This window comes from Marinoscillum luteum (assembly GCF_044005705.1).
In the GTDB taxonomy this organism is placed as follows: Bacteria; Bacteroidota; Bacteroidia; order Cytophagales; family Cyclobacteriaceae; genus Marinoscillum; species Marinoscillum luteum.
Genome location: NZ_JBIPKE010000008.1, coordinates 80,008 through 96,227 on the forward strand (window position 1 = coordinate 80,008; position 16,220 = coordinate 96,227).

Sequence of the window (16,220 nt, forward strand, 5' to 3'; positions counted from 1 at the left end):
TAGATACGAGTTGAAAACTTATATACACATATCGTCTTACTCTACCCCGAGGCTAATGTCTCCCAGGCGCTCTGCCTGATATGTTTATATAGGACACTTACGCAGTGACCTGCCCCTCGCTAAAATTCTTTATTCACCTATTCTTTATTAAAATGGACAAATTTGTTGTATCGGTCGCCGATGCATCACATATACATTACGCTGAGCAAATCTGCGATATGATTGCTGACAGTGCCGAAAAAAGAGGTACTGGCATAGCCAGAAGATCTACTGAGTATGTTCAGGGAAAGCTGGCTGATGGTAAGTCGGTAATTGCCCTGACCAAATCGGGTAAGCTTGCCGGTTTTTGCTACATTGAAACATGGGGACATGGAAAATATGTGGCCAATTCTGGGCTCATTGTCAATCCAGATTATAGGAATAATGGGCTGGCTCAGGCCATCAAGGCAAGGGCCTTCAAACTTTCCAGAGAAAAATACCCGGATGCCAAGCTGTTCGGCCTCACTACCAGCATGGCTGTCATGAAAATCAATTCGGATCTGGGTTACCGACCGGTTGCTTTTTCTGAGCTGACCGACGATGAAGCGTTCTGGAAAGGCTGTAGTAGCTGTGTGAATTATGATATTCTCACCCGGAAAAATCATCAGCACTGCCTGTGCACAGGTATGCTCTATGATCCTGAGGAGAAAAAGCGTAAATGGAAGCAGCGCAGTAAAAAGGTGCAGGAGAAATTAATGATGTGGAAACAAAAAGTACAGATTAAATGAGTGATCAGAAAAAGGTATTGTTGGCTTTTAGTGGTGGATTGGACACTACTTATTGCTCACTCTACCTCAAAGAACTGGGATACCAAGTATACACTGTCACCGTCAATACCGGTGGATTTACAAAAGAAGAGTTGGATAAGCTGGAGGAACGCTCCAGATCATTGGGGAGTGAATCTCATTCCAATGTGGACGTAACCGAAGAGTTTTATCAAAAGGCCATCAAATACCTCATTGCAGGAAATGTGTTGAAGAATAACACATACCCATTGTCAGTGAGTGCTGAGCGGGTTTTTCAGGCTACCGCCATTGCCAAGGAGGCCATTAAGCTGGGAGTGGATGCCATTGCTCATGGAAGCACCGGAGCTGGTAATGATCAGGTACGTTTTGATATGATCTTCAATATTCTATGTCCTGAAAAGGAGATCATAACCCCAATCCGTGACAAACGACTTTCGAGAGAAGAGGAAATACAATACCTGATTGATCACGGAGTGAGTGGCAACTGGGAAAAGTCCTTGTATTCGGTGAATCAGGGTCTTTGGGGTACGTCTGTTGGCGGCAAGGAGACTTTAACCTCTGATCAGTTTCTTGCGGAAGCAGCTTTCCCGAGTCAGTTGAAAAAGACTGGTGAAGAAGTGGTGGAGATTTCTTTTGAAGGAGGAGAACCTGTCGGTCTGAACGGCAAGTCCCTTACGCCGGTGCAATGTATTGAGCAGCTCAATACCATCGCAAGTGCCTATGCGCTGGGGAGGGATGTTCATGTGGGGGACACTATTATTGGCATCAAGGGGAGAGTAGGCTTTGAAGCCGCCGCCCCGGTCATCCTTATTAGGGCACACCATACGCTCGAGAAGCACGTGTTGACTAAAAACCAGCTTTTGATGAAGGATCAGTTGTCATTGACTTATGGCAATCTGCTACATGAAGGACACTACCTTGATCCTGTCATGCGTGATATTGAATCGTTTTACGACAGTACCCAAAAGTACGTGACCGGAACAGTAAAGGTGCACCTGGCACCTTATCGGTTCTATGTGGTCGGTATTACCTCTGAGCATGACCTGATGCAATCCAGTTTTGGTAAGTATGGAGAAATGAATAATTCATGGTCAGGAGAAGATGTGAAGGGTTTTTCTAAGATCTTCGGAAACCAAAACATGATCTATCACAAAGTCCACCAGACGGATGAGTAAAATCAGAGTAGGAATTTATGGAGCAGCCGGCTATACTGCCGGTGAGCTGATGAGATTATTAGTTCATCACCCAAATGCGGAGGTGGTCTGCGCCCAAAGTGAGAGCCAGGTCGGGAAAAAGGTCACTGAAATACATACAGATCTGATTGGGGACACCAATCTGGTTTTCAGTGCCCATTTGGACTATCAAAACCTTGACGTGCTCTTTTTGTGTAAAGGACACGGAGAGTCGAGGGTGTTTCTAGCGGGCAATCCAGCGCCTGATTCGGTCAAAATTATTGACTTGAGTAATGATTTCAGACTAAAGGCTGATGCTGACGGTTTTGTCTATGGCCTTCCGGAACTTAATGGGCCGGCAATCCCAAAGGCAACCATGATCGCTAATCCCGGTTGCTTTGCTACCTGTATTCAAGTGGGGCTTTTGCCTGCGGCTCAAGCTGGAATAATCCAATCTGAAATTCATACCACAGGGATCACCGGCTCTACAGGTGCCGGGCAGTCTTTGTCACCTACCTCTCATTTCTCCTGGAGAAATCAAAACATGAGTCTCTACAAGGCCTTCACCCATCAGCATTTGGATGAGATCGGTGAGAGTCTGACACAATTGGCAGGGAAGAGTCATGTGGTGAACTTTATCCCTTTTCGAGGTAATTTCACAAGAGGAATAATTGCTACATCTTATTTTGACACGGATGCCTCTGAGGCTGAAGCCTACGCCCTTTATGAGGCATTTTATAAGGATCAGCCGTTCACCCATGTGACCAATAGAAACCCTGACCTGAAAATGGTGGTGAATACCAACAAGGCAGTGGTTTATCTGAAGAAGGAAGGCAACAAGCTTTTGGCGATTTCGATGATCGATAACCTGCTCAAGGGTGCATCCGGCCAGGCTGTTCAAAATATGAATCTGATTTTTGGGCTGGAAGAAACCGCAGGCCTCAATCTTAAACCAACCGGATTTTAAAAATGGAATTAACGGATAGCAATATTGCCATACTAGGGGCAGGTAATCTGGGGATTGCCATCGCTCAGGGAATAGTGGAGGAGCAACTAAAGGAGGCTGGGCAGATATGTTTAACACGTCGTAACCTCGATCATGTGGGCTATCTGAAGGCTAAGGGGTTTCAGGTGTCCAGTAACAACCTGGAAGCAGTCAAGCAAGCCAAGATGGTTTTGCTGTGTGTTCAGCCCAAGCAGTTGCCCAGACTTCTGGAGCAGATCAATCCGGGACTGACCAAAGATCATCTTTTGGTTTCGGTCATCACCGGGGTTTCTATTGCAGAGATCAAGAGTCATTTGAATGTAGAAGTGCCGGTGGTTCGGGCTATGCCCAATACGGCCATTGCCATAGGAGAGTCTATGACGTGTATTTGCTCTGAGGATAGCAAGGACGATGCGTTGGCTGTGCAGAAGATTTTTAATGCGCTTGGGAAGACCCTCATCATAGAAGAAAAGCTGATGCAGGCTGCTACAGTACTTGGTGCGAGTGGCATTGCTTTCTTTATGCGTTACCTTCGAGCAGCCACTCAGGGTGGTGTGCAGATGGGTTTTCATTCTGAAGATGCACAGATGATCGCTGTGCAGACCGCCAAAGGCGCTGCATCCCTGATATTGGAAAATGGTCAGCACCCCGAGGTGGAGATTGACAAGGTAACCACTCCGGAAGGCTGCACGATCGCCGGACTGAATGAAATGGAACACCAGGGACTGAGCTCTGCCTTGATAAAAGGCTTAATGGTGTCTTACGAAAAAATCAAAAACATTAAATAGCATGCGACATTTTACTTCTGTAAATGATGTAAAAGATCTCGATGGGTTTGTGCAAAAGGCACTTGCTCTGAAGAAATCCCCCTTTGCGCATAAGCATCTGGGTGAAAACAGAACACTTGGGCTCTTGTTTTTCAACTCCAGCCTGAGAACCAGAATGAGTACTCAAAAAGCGGCTGCCAATCTGGGGATGAACACCATGGTGATGAATGTGACCCAGGATTCGTGGCAGATAGAAATAGAAGATGGAGTGGTCATGGATGGTGGCAAGGCTGAGCACATTCGTGAAGCGGCCGCTGTGTTGGGGCAGTATTGTGATATTCTGGGGGTGCGTTCCTTTCCGGCATTGCGAGACCGAAAGACTGACTATGGTGAGAAGATCATAAAAGCATTTATCCAGCATTCCGGCGTGCCTATTATTAGCCTGGAGTCGGCCACACTGCATCCTTTGCAGTCTTTTGCTGATTTGGTGACTATTTCTGAGTTCAAAAAATCACCTAAACCGAAGGTGGTTTTGTCATGGGCGCCACACATCAATGCCCTGCCTCAGGCGGTGTCCAACTCCTTTTCGCAGTGGATGACTCACGCTGATGTTGATTTTTCTATTGTGCAGCCCAAGGGATTTGAATTGTCAGATCAGTTTACAAAAGGAGCCAAAATCTATTACGATCAGGAAGAGGCTTTTGAGGGTGCAGATTTTGTGTATGTCAAAAACTGGTCATCCTATAAGAACTACGGCGAGGTGGGCAATTATCCTAAATGGATGATTGATCAGTCCAAGCTGGCCAATACGAATCAAGCACGGGTGATGCACTGCCTGCCTGTGCGAAGAAATGTGGTGATCGCCGATGAGGTGCTCGATTCTAAAAGTGCCATCGTGATCCACCAGGCGGCCAATCGAGTGTTTAGTGCACAGGCTGTCCTCAAAGAAATGTTGGAAAACCTATAGAATATGAAACAACCACTCAATGTCATCAAAATAGGTGGCGCGGTGATCGAAGACCCTGAAAAGCAACAGGCTTTTTTGGATGGGTTCGTAGCACTCAAAGGCCCCAAGATTCTCGTGCATGGAGGAGGAAGAATAGCGACCGAAATAGGTGAGCGACTGGGCATGGAAGCCATAATGGTGGAAGGCCGTCGCGTGACGGACGATGCCACCGTAGATTTGGTGACCATGGTGTATGGAGGTCTTGTAAATAAGCAAATGACCGCCAAGCTCCAAAGTTTGGGAGTCAATGCCATTGGGCTGACAGGAGCAGACGGATCCATCATCAGGTCGGTCAAGCGGCCCGTTACCAATGGAGTGGATTATGGTTGGGTGGGTGATCCCGTGGAAGTTAATGCAGACTTTCTTACCAAAATGATTGAAGCCGGAGGTGTGCCGGTAATTGCACCGCTAACCCACGATGGCGCCGGGCACATTCTCAATACCAATGCAGATACCATTGCCGGCACCATTGCACTGGCCATGGCGGAGTTTTTTGAAGTCAACCTGGCCCTCACTTTTGAACTGGATGGGGTGCTGGCCGATGTGAACGATCCTGAGTCTTTGATCAATCCATTTAAAGAATCTTTTTTTATCGAAATGAAAGAATCCGGCGCTATTCATAGCGGGATGATTCCTAAATTAGAGAATTCATTCAAAGCTCTGCACAGCGGAGTGAAGGGTGTGAGAATCTGTAAATACGATCAAATAAACTCAAACCATGGCAGCCTCCTTCAAATATAACACGGATCAGCTCCATAGTGAGGCTGTGGACTTGCTTAAGCAGCTCATTTCTACACAGAGCATCAGCAGGGAGGAAGACAAAACCGCTGATCTGATTCAACGATATTTCGAGGAGCAGGAAGTCCCTACAGAGAGAAAGGGTAATAACGTGTGGGTGAAGAATCAGGACTTTGATGATGCTAAACCTACGGTATTACTGAACTCGCACCACGATACCGTCAAACCCAACGCCGGATACACAAGAGACCCTTTTTATCCCTCTGAGGAGGATGGAAAGCTTTTTGGACTTGGGAGCAATGATGCTGGAGGAGCACTGGTGTCACTGATCATGACCTTCATGTATTTTTATACGCAAAAGGACCTGAAGTACAATCTGATTCTGGCGGCTACCGCCGAAGAGGAAATTTCAGGACCGGGCGGAATCAAAAGTATCCTGAGAGAATTAGGAGAAATCAGCTTTGGAATAGTGGGGGAGCCTACCGAAATGGACATGGCCATTCACGAAAAGGGGCTCATGGTACTCGATTGCTACGCCAGGGGGGTGGCCGGACATGCCGCTCGCGATGAGGGCGAAAATGCCATTTATTTGGCTATGAAGGATATCGAATGGTTTCGTAACTACCAGTTTCCAAAAACTTCAGAGACTTTGGGACCGATCAAGATGTCGGTGACCATGATATCCTCAGGCACTCAACACAATGTGGTGCCGGATACCTGTCATTTTGTGGTGGACGTGCGCACCACTGATGCCTACAGCAATGAAGAAACCCTGGAACTGATCCGGGCACAGGTGAATTGTGAGGTGCAGGAGCGCTCTACACGCCTACAACCCTCCGGAATCACCAAAGACCATGAGATCGTGAAGGCTGCTGAGGCACTGGACACGAAGTTTTTTGGTTCGCCTACCATGTCAGATCAGGCATTGATGCCCTTTCCAACGGTTAAGATTGGTCCGGGAGACTCCAACCGCTCACATATGCCCGATGAGTATATTTTCGTCGAGGAGATCAAAGAAGGCATCATGGGATACCTCATGCTGCTCAATAAGCTTTTTAAATCAAATTAATATCAATGAAACTTTGGCAGAAGTCTACAGACGTCAACAAGAGAGTTGAGGCATTTACTATTGGAAATGATCAGGAGCTCGATTTACTCCTGGCACCCTATGATATTTTGGGATCATTGGCGCACATAGAGATGTTGGAGAGCATCGGGCTGCTTACCGGGGAGGAATTGAAAGTTCTAAGTGCGGAGTTGAAGCAACTTTACCAACTGGCCAGGGCAGGTGAGCTCACTATTGATCCGGGCATGGAAGATATCCATTCTCAGGTGGAGTTTTTGCTTACCAAGAAACTGGGAGAGGTGGGTAAAAAAATCCACAGTGGCCGATCCAGAAATGATCAGGTGCTGGTGGACCTTAAAATGTATTTCAGAGGTGAAATTGAGGAGATAGTAGGGCTGGTAAAATTGCTTTCAGATACACTCCTGAGTCAAAGTGAACGGTATAAGGATGTTCTTATCCCGGGGTATACTCATATGCAGGTGGCTATGCCTTCTTCTATTGGATTATGGTTGGGGGCTTATGCCGAGAGCCTTTCTGATGATCTCATAGCTTTGAGGGCAGCTTTTGATGTTGCCAATAAGAACCCACTCGGTTCTGCCGCCGGGTATGGTTCCTCTTTTCCAATTGATAGAGTGAAAACCACAGCGTTGCTTGGCTTTGAGGAGCCTAACTACAATGTGGTGTATGCGCAAATGACCAGAGGTAAATCAGAAGTGGCATTGGCCACAGCGATGGCCTCAGTGGCTGCTACCCTGAGTAAATTAGCCATGGATGTCTGTTTGTATGCGGGCCAAAATTTTGGTTTTTTGTCCTTTCCGGATGAGCTGACCACTGGTTCAAGTATTATGCCGCATAAGAAGAATCCGGACGTATTCGAATTGGTAAGGGGACGGTGCAATCAGCTGCTAAGTTTGCCCAATGAACTGAACCTTATTCTCAGCAATCTTCCGAGTGGTTATCACCGCGATCTTCAGCAACTAAAAGAACACTTGTTTCCTGGCATCCAGACCCTGAAGCAGTGCCTGGATATTGTGGATTTTTCGCTCAGTCAGGTGAAGGTAAACCCAGACGTGATCAATGACAGCAGGTATGATTACCTGTTCACGGTAGAGCTGGTCAATCAGCTGGTACTGGACGGAATGCCCTTTAGGGATGCTTATAAGGAAGTGGGTAAGCGGGTAGAAGAGGGTACCTATCGGCCAGACAGGGAGATAAAACATACTCACCTGGGCAGCGTGGGTAATCTGGCGAATGATCAGGTGGCCGAAAAAATAAAAAGGGAACTAAGCAAGTTCCCTTTCATCCACATAGGTGGGTGTTTTAGCAGTCTGACTGCTTAGTCTATCTTTAGCTGAAAGTCGAACGGAATTCGCAAGGTGCTGGCTACTGCCTCGCCTTCAATGTTCCTTGCGGGTTCGAATTTCAGGTCGTTGAGGGCTAGCTCAACCGTTTCTTTTAGCTTGCTACATGGGTATGCAAGTGCTGTGGTATTTGAAATATTACCTTCAGCGTCAATCTCCAGATACATAATCACGGTGCCTTCAATGCCACTTTCGTTGCTCATTGTAGGGTACTTGATACTTTCCGCCACTTCGTCCAGATTAATGGCCTTTGCCTGTAGGGATAGATTAGAATCAGAGGTGGCAAAAGCTAGTACTGCAACTGTTAATAGAGCAAGGAAAAATATGTATTTTTTCATGTGATTATAAATTGATGTATTACTTAATTGATATGGTAATGTTAATCAAATATTAATTAATTAACAATTACGTAACATTAAGTTTTTGGGAAAGAGGAGTGCGCGTCATGTTCGCTATTTGACGACTAATTTTCTTCTTCAGGAGCGATCAAGACCACCCCTTTGCTATCTTTAAAAGTCCATGTCAAAACCATTCCATATTTACCGGTCAGGAGCCGGATCAGGTAAAACTTTCACCTTGGCCAGATCTTATCTGACCATCGCACTCGGACGCCCAGCCGCTTTCCGACACATTCTCGGTGTGACCTTTACCAACAAAGCCACCGAGGAGATGAAGAATCGGATCGTGGCCATCCTCAAGACCCTTGCCGCAGGAGAGGCTCACCCCATGGAAGCCGATCTCTGTGCCGATCTGGGGATTAGCAAAGGCGAACTCCAAAAGCGTGCTTCTGCCACGTTGAGCGATATCCTGCACCAGTATGGCCGGTTTAGTATTGTCACCATTGACAGTTTCTTCAATCAGGTAATCCGATCCTTTGCCAGGGAGATGGGCCTTCAGGGAACGTTCACCATAGATCTGGATCAGAAAACAGTCCTGGAGAGGGTGATCGACAAGATGCTTCAGGAAATAGGCGAGGCGGATAAGAAGCAGCTACGGAGCTGGCTCACTGAGTTTGCGGAGTTGAAGGTGGAAGATGGAAAATCCTGGGATTTTAGAAGAGACATTACGGCGCTTTCCGGAGAGATACTGAAAGACGAATTCAAAAAGCATTCAGCGGCGGTTTTGAAGCTCAGTGAAACTCCGGGGTATTTTGATAAGTTAAAAAAGGAGCTCAATGAGATCAGATTTGGTTTCGAAAACCAGGTCAAAAGGTTTAGTAGAGAATTCTCTGAATACCTGGAGCAGGAGGGACTCTCCATTAAGGATTTCAGTGGAGGAGTGAGAGGTCCGGCTGGACTTTTTGAAAAACTTGAGGGTCTGGTTTTTGACATAAGTGATCCCAGGCGGGCGGCAATGGATAACCTGGAGGCATGGCTCACAAAGCCAAACTTGAAGAAGGGACACCTGAATCATTATTTGGAGTCCTTTATTCTGCCGAAGTACAGCCAAATGATCAATTATATAGATCAGCATTTTGTTCGCTATGCCTCCAGTCTGGAAGTGCAGCGTTACCTCTTCACCTTTGGTATTCTGGCGCAGGTCAATAAGTACATTCAGAACTACCGGGATGAGAATGACGTGATGTTGATCGCAGATTTACCGGATTTTCTTCATCAGATTATTAGCGATAGTGATACCCCATATATCTATGAAAAGGTGGGTTCCAACTATAGTCATTACCTCATCGATGAGTTTCAGGATACCTCTGCTTTTCAATGGGAAAACTTTATGCCGCTGGTGAAGAATACCACCGATGAAGGTAATTTTAGTATGGTGGTTGGGGATGTAAAGCAATCCATTTACCGCTTCAGAGGAGGTGAATGGGAGTTGCTTCAAAACAGGCTAAAAGACGATATTGGCGACTATCATGTAGAAGCGCATAATCTGGATACCAACTGGCGGAGTGATCAGCGAATAATTGACTTCAATAATTTCTTTTTTGAGTCAGCCAGAGATTTTTCCAAAGATCATTTTTTCAATCAGACAGGTAATGTACTGGATCCTGTATTGAAGCAAAGGGTTGCTGACCGTGTGAGTGAGGTATTTGATACCTTCTCTGATGTGGCTCAAAAGGGCTCAAAAGAAGAAGCTGTGCCCCAGGGCAGTGTGAACCTTGAGTTTATCTCTGACGATGATACCGGGGATGATGAAAAATGGGCAGATGAAGCCATCGCCAGGACTATTCGCTATGCAGAAGATCTGCAGAGAAAGGGCTACGAACTGAGGGATATGGCCATTCTGACGAGATATAGTAGCGAGGGCAGAAAGGTGGCTGATGCATTTTTGGCATTCAGAAATTCAGAAGAGGCTGATCCCGACTTGAAATATGATGTGGTGAGTAGTGAGGCTCTATACCTCACATCCAGCCATCTGGTCAGGTTTATTGTTTCACTCATCAAGTGGCTGAACGACGAGAAAAACACCATCGTTTTGAATGAGTGGCTTTATGAGTACCGAAGGTACATTTCACAGGAAGAGATTACTGAGAGTGGGATATTTGCCTCATATCGGGAATGGAAAGAGGTTGTACCCAATGAGTTTATCAAGCACAAAGAATACATGAAAACGCTCCCGCTCTATGAGCTGGTAGAGGGTATCGTGCGGATTTTCGATTTGAATAAATTCAAGCAGGAGTTCACTTATTTACAGGGTTTTCAAGATGCGGTTCTGGATTATTCCAAAAATGAACGCGGGGACATCCCTTCATTTCTGGAATGGTGGGAAGAGGTGCGAAAAGAACGGGCCATCCAAATCTCTAATGACAACAACGCCATAAAAATCCTGACGATCCATAAAGCTAAGGGCCTGGAGTTTCCTGTGGTGATTTTGCCGTTTTTAGGATGGGGGTTTGACCATGATGGTACCAAAGACAATATTTTATGGTGTGAGGGTGCTTTGGCTGATGCTCCATTTAACAGGCTGCCTGTGATACCCCTAAAGTATAGCTCCAAGCTCGCCAATACCTACTGGGCCGAGGCGTACTATCAGGAAAAGTTAAAGGCCTATCTGGACAATTTGAACCTTCTCTACGTGGCTTTTACCAGACCGATAGAGGTGCTCATTGGCTTTGCTAAATTGCCGAAACCCAAGGCGAAGTTCGGGAGCACCTATGATTTGATGCACCCATTGCTGAGTGACACTGAAGGTTGGGATGAGTCTGCAACTGCCTACCACATAGGAGAAATCCCAGGTAAGGAAAATGTGCGTCAGTCCACCCTGGAGTTTGGTCTGACCGAATACCTTTCCACCCCGTGGCGGGGCAAGGTGAGCGTACAAATCAAAGGATCCGCCGAGCTTAGCGAGGCGGTTTTTGTGGATGCAACTTTGCAGGGGATCAGAATGCACGAGGTGCTCAGCAAGATTCACTATTCCAGTGATTTGGATCAGTATGTTGAGCATTCGGATTACGAGCAGCTGAAAACCATTATTTCGCACCCTGAGCTCGCAGACTGGTTTGACCCTCAATGGATGGTAGCCAATGAGGTGCCCATATTACTTCCCGGAGGGGATTTTAAGCGAATAGACCGGATCAATAGATCAGAGAAAGAAACCATTGTGATAGATTTTAAAACCGGAACCAAGCGGAGCAAGGACAAAAGTCAGGTGGCAGAGTACATTCGTATTTTGAAGGAAATGGAGTACCCTGGTGTGCGGGGTTATTTGGTTTATTTGAGTGATTTAAGTGTGGAACCGGTATGAAAATGGATCAGGAAAAGAAGCGTGCGTCACCCACTTTTATCTCAGAGCTGGCCGACCGGATTCTCAGGGAGAATGATGGGAAACTTGATCAGGTGACTGTAGTATTCCCAAACAGACGGGCAGGATTGTTTTTTCGTCAGTCGCTGTCTGCATTCATCACCAAGCCTATTTGGATGCCGGAGGTGGCTAGCATGCAGGATTTTGTGGGGCGGTTCAGCACCGCCAGATCCATAGAGACCCTGGAGGCTATTTTTGTGCTGTTTGAGGTGTACAAAACCCATCAGAAAAATGAGGAGACCTTTGATCAGTTCTTCTTTTGGGGCGAGATGATCCTTCGGGATTTTGAGGAGATCGATCAGTATCTGGTCAATCCGGAGCAGCTTTTTACCAGCATCAAGTCTCAGAAGGAGCTGGATGAGGAGTTTTACTTTTTGGATGAGGAGGACAAACGCATCATTCAAAGTTTTTGGTCCAGCTTTTTACCCAAGACCACCAAGAGTCAGGAAGCCTTTCTGGAGACCTGGAAAATCCTGCTGCCCATCTACACGGAGTTCAAAGCCACTTTGCGCAAGCGAGGGGAGGCCTATGGAGGAATGATCTACAGAGAGATCACGGAGCACCTGTCTGAAACCCAATTGCGTACAGGCCGAAAGGTGTATTTCGCAGGATTCAATGCCCTCACCCATACAGAAGAGAAGATCATCAAGCACTTTGTGCAGGAAGAGAATGCACAGGTAATTTGGGACCTGGATGACTATTACTTCAGTAACGCCCGGCAGGAAGCCGGTTTTTTCTTGCGGGATTATAGCAGTGACAGTGTGCTGGGAAAGACCTTTCCGAAGGATTTGCCGAAGCGATTCGAAACCGAAAAGTATATGGATGCCACGGGGGTGTCTCTGGAGGTGGGTCAAACCAAAGCCTTGGCGGAGACTTTGAAAGAACTGGCTGCTTCCCCATCTTTTGATCCGCAACGCGCGGTGGTGGTGCTCCCAAAGGAGCACATGCTCTTCCCCACCTTGCATGCCATCCCGGATGAGATTGATAAGGTGAATATTACCATGGGTTATCCTTTGAAAGATACGCCGGTTTACAGCCTGCTGGAGAGTGTGCTATTGCTTCAAAACATGCGAAAGGACAACCTGATCAATAGTACGTCTTTTTACTACAAACCATTGATTGAGCTGCTGGAGCACCCGCTCCTTTATGTGCTGGAAGAGGAGCCCATCAAAAAACTGGTGCGTGAAATCAGGAGCCGAAACAGGATCACCCTGTATCAGGAGGAGATTGTCTTAGAACATCCCATTTTTACCCTGATTTTCCAAAAACCAGAGAATGCCTTTGAATACCTCCTTTCTATTTTGAAGGAGCTTTACGCCACTTGGAAAGACAAGAGTCATGACCTTGAACTGGAGTTTATCAGTAGGTTTTACCTGCATGTAAGTCAGCTACATGAGATGATGGGAGAACGGTCTCAGGGCCTGAGCTATGATTTTCTCATCAAGTTATTCCGAAGGCTGGCACGAACATTGAAAATTCCTTTTACCGGCGAACCATTGAATGGACTGCAGGTGATGGGTATCCTGGAGACCCGAAATCTCGATTTCGACCATGTCTTTATTCTCAATATGAATGAGGACAGCTGGCCTGCGGCTCCCCGGCGTGGGTCTTTTATTCCCTACAATATCCGAAAGGCCTTCAATCTCCCGGTTTTTGATCATCAGGATGCTATTTACGCTTATCTTTTTTACCGACTGTTGCAGCGAGCCAGTCATGTCCACTTCTTTTACAATACGGTGGCCGAATTCAACGTGAATGGAGAACTGAGCCGGCTGGTGCAGCAGCTTGAAGTAGAATCGAAATTTACGATCCACAAGCGCATACTGGCTAGCCCCATAAAAACCGAAGCGCCTAAACCCATTTTGATTCAAAAAAATGAGGTCATTCTGGGTAAAATGGAACGTTATCTCGAGGGTTTTGAAGGCGATCGTGAAACCAGACCATCGGCATTCACACCCAGTGCCATCAATACCTACTTGGATTGCAGGCTGAAGTTTTACTTCAAATATGTGGAACGCCTCTACGAACCTGATGTGGTGCAGGAGGAGATGGACCCCATGGTGTTTGGGAACATTCTGCACGACAGTATGGAACTACTTTACAAGGAGTTTATCAAGCGTGAAAAGCGTGATGTCGTATATCCGGAGGATCTTTTTTGGATTCGAGAAGGGGTGCGGGGAGCCATCAATAAGGCGTTTATCAAACACTATGGCATTAAGAATGAAAAGAAATTTCAGCTGGAAGGCCGGTCAGTCATAGCGGCAGATATTCTCACCAAATTCATTCATAAAATACTTGAATACGACAAGCAGTACGCTCCATATCGCATTCTGGGGCTAGAGGCCGATAGTCGGGATGGCTACTCCATTGATTTTCCGGTGGAGACCGGAGGTAAGACCAGGCATATAAAACTCAAAGGGATCATCGATAGGCTGGACATCAAAGAAGGCAAGGTGCGAGTGATAGATTATAAGACTGGCCGGGACGAAAAGGTCTTCACCACAGTGCAATCTCTGGTAGATCGTGAGGACAAAAACCGCAAGAAAGCCGTTTTTCAGGTGCTTTTTTACAGCTACCTATTTAAGCAGAAATATACCGGGGACTATGAGCTGATAGAGCCGGGTATTTTCAATAGTCGCGACCTTTTCAGCAAAGATTTTGAATGGAAAGTTTTTGATAACCAGCAGAAGACAGGGGTTTCTAACTTTGATCAATATGAGTCCGAGTTTGAGCAGGTATTGAGTGAAGTGCTCACGGAGATGTATAGTGCGGAGCAACCTTTTGATCAGACCACAGATCACAAGAAATGCGGATTCTGCCCGTACCGGGAAATTTGCGGGAGGTAATGAAACCCGATTGATTAAAGCGGTTGTGTACGTTCGGATTTACGTTTAACTTAACCATAATTGCACATTTTTTATTCCCTGGGAGGATTGAATGAAGATTGAATGAATAAAATCAATGATTTAGGATCCCGATCAGACCGCAATACGGTGTTTAGTCGTGAACTTCTGGCGGAGGCCGATGATGAGAAGCTCAAGATGATCGTAGAGGAGGCCGCTCGTGACCTCAACACCCCGATAGCCCTTGTGACGCTTGTGATGGAGCATGTTCAGTTCTTCAAAGCCCACTATGGTTTACCACAGGACCTGGCGGCTATGCGAGGGACTGATAGGGACATTTCTTTTTGCCAGTTTGTGGTGGCTACAGGTGAATCTTTCGAAGTGGAAAATGCTCTTACGGATGACAGAGTTCCAAAGGAACTGGTGGAGCAATATGATATTCGTGCGTACATGGGGATGCCGGTCACCATCAATGATACGGTGGTAGGTTCACTCTGTGTACTCGATACCAAGCCCCGTAAATTCACAGAGACCGAGCGCAATGATTTAAGAAAACTATCGATGCTGGTGAATGGCAGGCTTTCAGCGCTGGCCAGTCGTAGGAATCAATCCAATGCTATGCTTTTGGAGCATGCTGCTTTTCCGGCCCTGGTAGAACTGCGGGGTCTTCTCAAACCGATCAGATCCGGAATCGACGTTGGACATGCCACCATTTTAGAATTGAGCACTTTTTTGCGAATAGCAGAGCGTTCGCTATACGGACGCACCTTCTCCAAGGAGGAGATGTTGAAGACATTGTCCCGAGCCAAGGAGGCACTGGATAAATATCAGAACGGGCTGTATGATATCACAGTAAGTGTGGATGATGCAGAGGATTCCATCGATGCCCTGGAGCACGTGTTTCATTCATCTACCACTACTTTATTATCAGAAATTGCCATCTCTGGTCGTGAGCTCGCGAGACACAGCACCGTACAAAGTGGTGGGGTGCTCTTACCTGAAATAGAGGAGGATATTTTTGTCTCTACTCCCAGACCATTCGGAGTTTCGCTGTTGGCGATGACACTCTCCATGTTTGCCTCCAGAATGGTCAATTCAGGCCTCCGGGAAAAGATCCGTATCACCATGGAATCTGGTGATTCCAATGCTGCTTTGGTGCTGGAGGCCAGGGGCATGCCCGAGGCGGAACTGTTGGAGATAGTCAAAGAGCTGAAAACTCATACTGATGAGGACCCAACCGTATCCGTAAGAATGGAAGATGGCCGGGTTATGCTACTTTTCTCAGTGGTAAAAACCCGGCAATAACCTGCCGTGCTATGGAACTAGTCTTCCTTGCCCCAGGAATCAAAGATTTTTACATCGGTCCACTTGTCCTTATTTTCCTCGATATACTTCAGATGGGCCTGATGTTTTTGGTATATATCCTGATCCTCCTTACTGGCAAAGGTGACCACCAGGCTGACCGAATAGGTATTGTTTACCACTTCGCGGGGAGTACCGGCAGGTTCTCCCAGATGGTAGTTGACGATCTCAGGTACCTGCATTAGAAAGTTTTCGGTAGCCCGCTGAAAATCAGCGATATCCGTCTCTGGCTTGAGCCAAAAGAAGACCATATGGATAAAACGGCCATTGATTACTTTGTCTTTTTGTGTGGCTTTTAGAATGGTGGGCATAAGGCTCAAACCCGCTAGGGATAATAAGGATTTATTAAAAAACGATCTTCTCTTGTTCATAGGGTTGG

13 protein-coding genes are annotated in these 16,220 nt (G+C 46.5%); 11 read left to right on the forward strand and 2 right to left on the reverse strand.

Translation table 11 applies throughout. From position 1 onward, the window contains the following. The first annotated feature begins 152 nt into the window (after positions 1-152). From ACHKAR_RS01235 to argH, 8 genes are read left to right on the forward strand one after another with little or no spacing between them, the layout of a single operon-like run. Entirely contained in the window at positions 153-767 is a 615-nt protein-coding gene (locus ACHKAR_RS01235; RefSeq protein ID WP_159584687.1) for a GNAT family N-acetyltransferase, read from the forward strand. After that, positions 764-1,960 (forward strand): argininosuccinate synthase, encoded by a 1,197-nt coding sequence (gene argG, locus ACHKAR_RS01240; RefSeq protein ID WP_395415836.1) that lies wholly within the window; start codon positions 764-766, stop codon positions 1,958-1,960. Before ACHKAR_RS01235 ends, argG begins: the two co-directional genes overlap by 4 nt. After that, a complete protein-coding gene (argC, locus tag ACHKAR_RS01245; RefSeq protein WP_395415837.1) occupies positions 1,953-2,924 on the forward strand; it encodes an N-acetyl-gamma-glutamyl-phosphate reductase in 972 nt (323 codons plus the stop codon). The genes argG and argC overlap by 8 nt, the downstream gene beginning before the upstream one ends. A gap of 2 nt (positions 2,925-2,926) precedes the next feature. Continuing rightward, entirely contained in the window at positions 2,927-3,730 is an 804-nt protein-coding gene (gene proC, locus ACHKAR_RS01250) for a pyrroline-5-carboxylate reductase (protein ID WP_395415838.1), read from the forward strand. Between the two features lies 1 nt (position 3,731). Further along, positions 3,732-4,676, forward strand: a complete 945-nt coding sequence (locus tag ACHKAR_RS01255) for an N-acetylornithine carbamoyltransferase (RefSeq protein ID WP_395415839.1) — start codon at positions 3,732-3,734, stop codon at positions 4,674-4,676. A gap of 3 nt (positions 4,677-4,679) precedes the next feature. After that, a complete protein-coding gene (gene argB, locus ACHKAR_RS01260) occupies positions 4,680-5,456 on the forward strand; it encodes an acetylglutamate kinase (RefSeq protein ID WP_395415840.1) in 777 nt (258 codons plus the stop codon). Next, entirely contained in the window at positions 5,434-6,522 is a 1,089-nt protein-coding gene (locus ACHKAR_RS01265) for a M20 family metallo-hydrolase (RefSeq protein WP_395415841.1), read from the forward strand. Before argB ends, ACHKAR_RS01265 begins: the two co-directional genes overlap by 23 nt. Positions 6,523-6,527: 5 nt before the next feature. Continuing rightward, positions 6,528-7,859: an argininosuccinate lyase gene (gene argH, locus ACHKAR_RS01270; RefSeq protein ID WP_395415842.1), complete on the forward strand. Its 1,332-nt coding sequence runs from the start codon at positions 6,528-6,530 to the stop codon at positions 7,857-7,859. Here argH and ACHKAR_RS01275 read toward each other — a convergent pair. Next, on the reverse strand, positions 7,856-8,218 hold the full coding sequence (locus ACHKAR_RS01275) for a TonB family protein (protein WP_395415843.1): 363 nt from the start codon (positions 8,216-8,218) through the stop codon (positions 7,856-7,858). The genes argH and ACHKAR_RS01275 overlap by 4 nt on opposite strands. A gap of 181 nt (positions 8,219-8,399) precedes the next feature. On the opposite strand from ACHKAR_RS01275, the gene ACHKAR_RS01280 reads away from it, so the two are divergent. From ACHKAR_RS01280 to ACHKAR_RS01290, 3 genes are all read left to right on the forward strand, one after another. Continuing rightward, positions 8,400-11,579: a UvrD-helicase domain-containing protein gene (locus tag ACHKAR_RS01280; RefSeq protein WP_395415844.1), complete on the forward strand. Its 3,180-nt coding sequence runs from the start codon at positions 8,400-8,402 to the stop codon at positions 11,577-11,579. Beyond that, a complete protein-coding gene (locus ACHKAR_RS01285; protein ID WP_395415845.1) occupies positions 11,576-14,482 on the forward strand; it encodes a PD-(D/E)XK nuclease family protein in 2,907 nt (968 codons plus the stop codon). Before ACHKAR_RS01280 ends, ACHKAR_RS01285 begins: the two co-directional genes overlap by 4 nt. 102 nt (positions 14,483-14,584) lie before the next feature. Continuing rightward, on the forward strand, positions 14,585-15,784 hold the full coding sequence (locus tag ACHKAR_RS01290; protein WP_395415846.1) for a GAF domain-containing protein: 1,200 nt from the start codon (positions 14,585-14,587) through the stop codon (positions 15,782-15,784). 17 nt (positions 15,785-15,801) lie between these two features. On the opposite strand, the gene ACHKAR_RS01295 is transcribed toward ACHKAR_RS01290, so the two are convergent. After that, positions 15,802-16,212 carry a Dabb family protein gene (locus tag ACHKAR_RS01295; RefSeq protein ID WP_159584675.1) on the reverse strand — a complete coding sequence of 137 codons (411 nt, stop codon included), beginning with the start codon at positions 16,210-16,212 and terminating at the stop codon, positions 15,802-15,804. Positions 16,213-16,220: the final 8 nt, after the last annotated feature.

Excerpts from the sequence above, each read along its gene's own strand:
- ACHKAR_RS01235 (WP_159584687.1), top strand. The coding sequence starts at position 153 with ATGGACAAATTTGTTGTATCGGTCGCCGATGCATCACATATACATTAC.
- argG (WP_395415836.1), top strand. The coding sequence starts at position 764 with ATGAGTGATCAGAAAAAGGTATTGTTGGCTTTTAGTGGTGGATTGGAC.
- argC (WP_395415837.1), top strand. The coding sequence starts at position 1,953 with ATGAGTAAAATCAGAGTAGGAATTTATGGAGCAGCCGGCTATACTGCC.
- proC (WP_395415838.1), top strand. The coding sequence starts at position 2,927 with ATGGAATTAACGGATAGCAATATTGCCATACTAGGGGCAGGTAATCTG.
- ACHKAR_RS01255 (WP_395415839.1), top strand. The coding sequence starts at position 3,732 with ATGCGACATTTTACTTCTGTAAATGATGTAAAAGATCTCGATGGGTTT.
- argB (WP_395415840.1), top strand. The coding sequence starts at position 4,680 with ATGAAACAACCACTCAATGTCATCAAAATAGGTGGCGCGGTGATCGAA.
- ACHKAR_RS01265 (WP_395415841.1), top strand. The coding sequence starts at position 5,434 with ATGGCAGCCTCCTTCAAATATAACACGGATCAGCTCCATAGTGAGGCT.
- argH (WP_395415842.1), top strand. The coding sequence starts at position 6,528 with ATGAAACTTTGGCAGAAGTCTACAGACGTCAACAAGAGAGTTGAGGCA.
- ACHKAR_RS01275 (WP_395415843.1), bottom strand. The coding sequence starts at position 8,218 with ATGAAAAAATACATATTTTTCCTTGCTCTATTAACAGTTGCAGTACTA.
- ACHKAR_RS01280 (WP_395415844.1), top strand. The coding sequence starts at position 8,400 with ATGTCAAAACCATTCCATATTTACCGGTCAGGAGCCGGATCAGGTAAA.
- ACHKAR_RS01285 (WP_395415845.1), top strand. The coding sequence starts at position 11,576 with ATGAAAATGGATCAGGAAAAGAAGCGTGCGTCACCCACTTTTATCTCA.
- ACHKAR_RS01290 (WP_395415846.1), top strand. The coding sequence starts at position 14,585 with ATGAATAAAATCAATGATTTAGGATCCCGATCAGACCGCAATACGGTG.
- ACHKAR_RS01295 (WP_159584675.1), bottom strand. The coding sequence starts at position 16,212 with ATGAACAAGAGAAGATCGTTTTTTAATAAATCCTTATTATCCCTAGCG.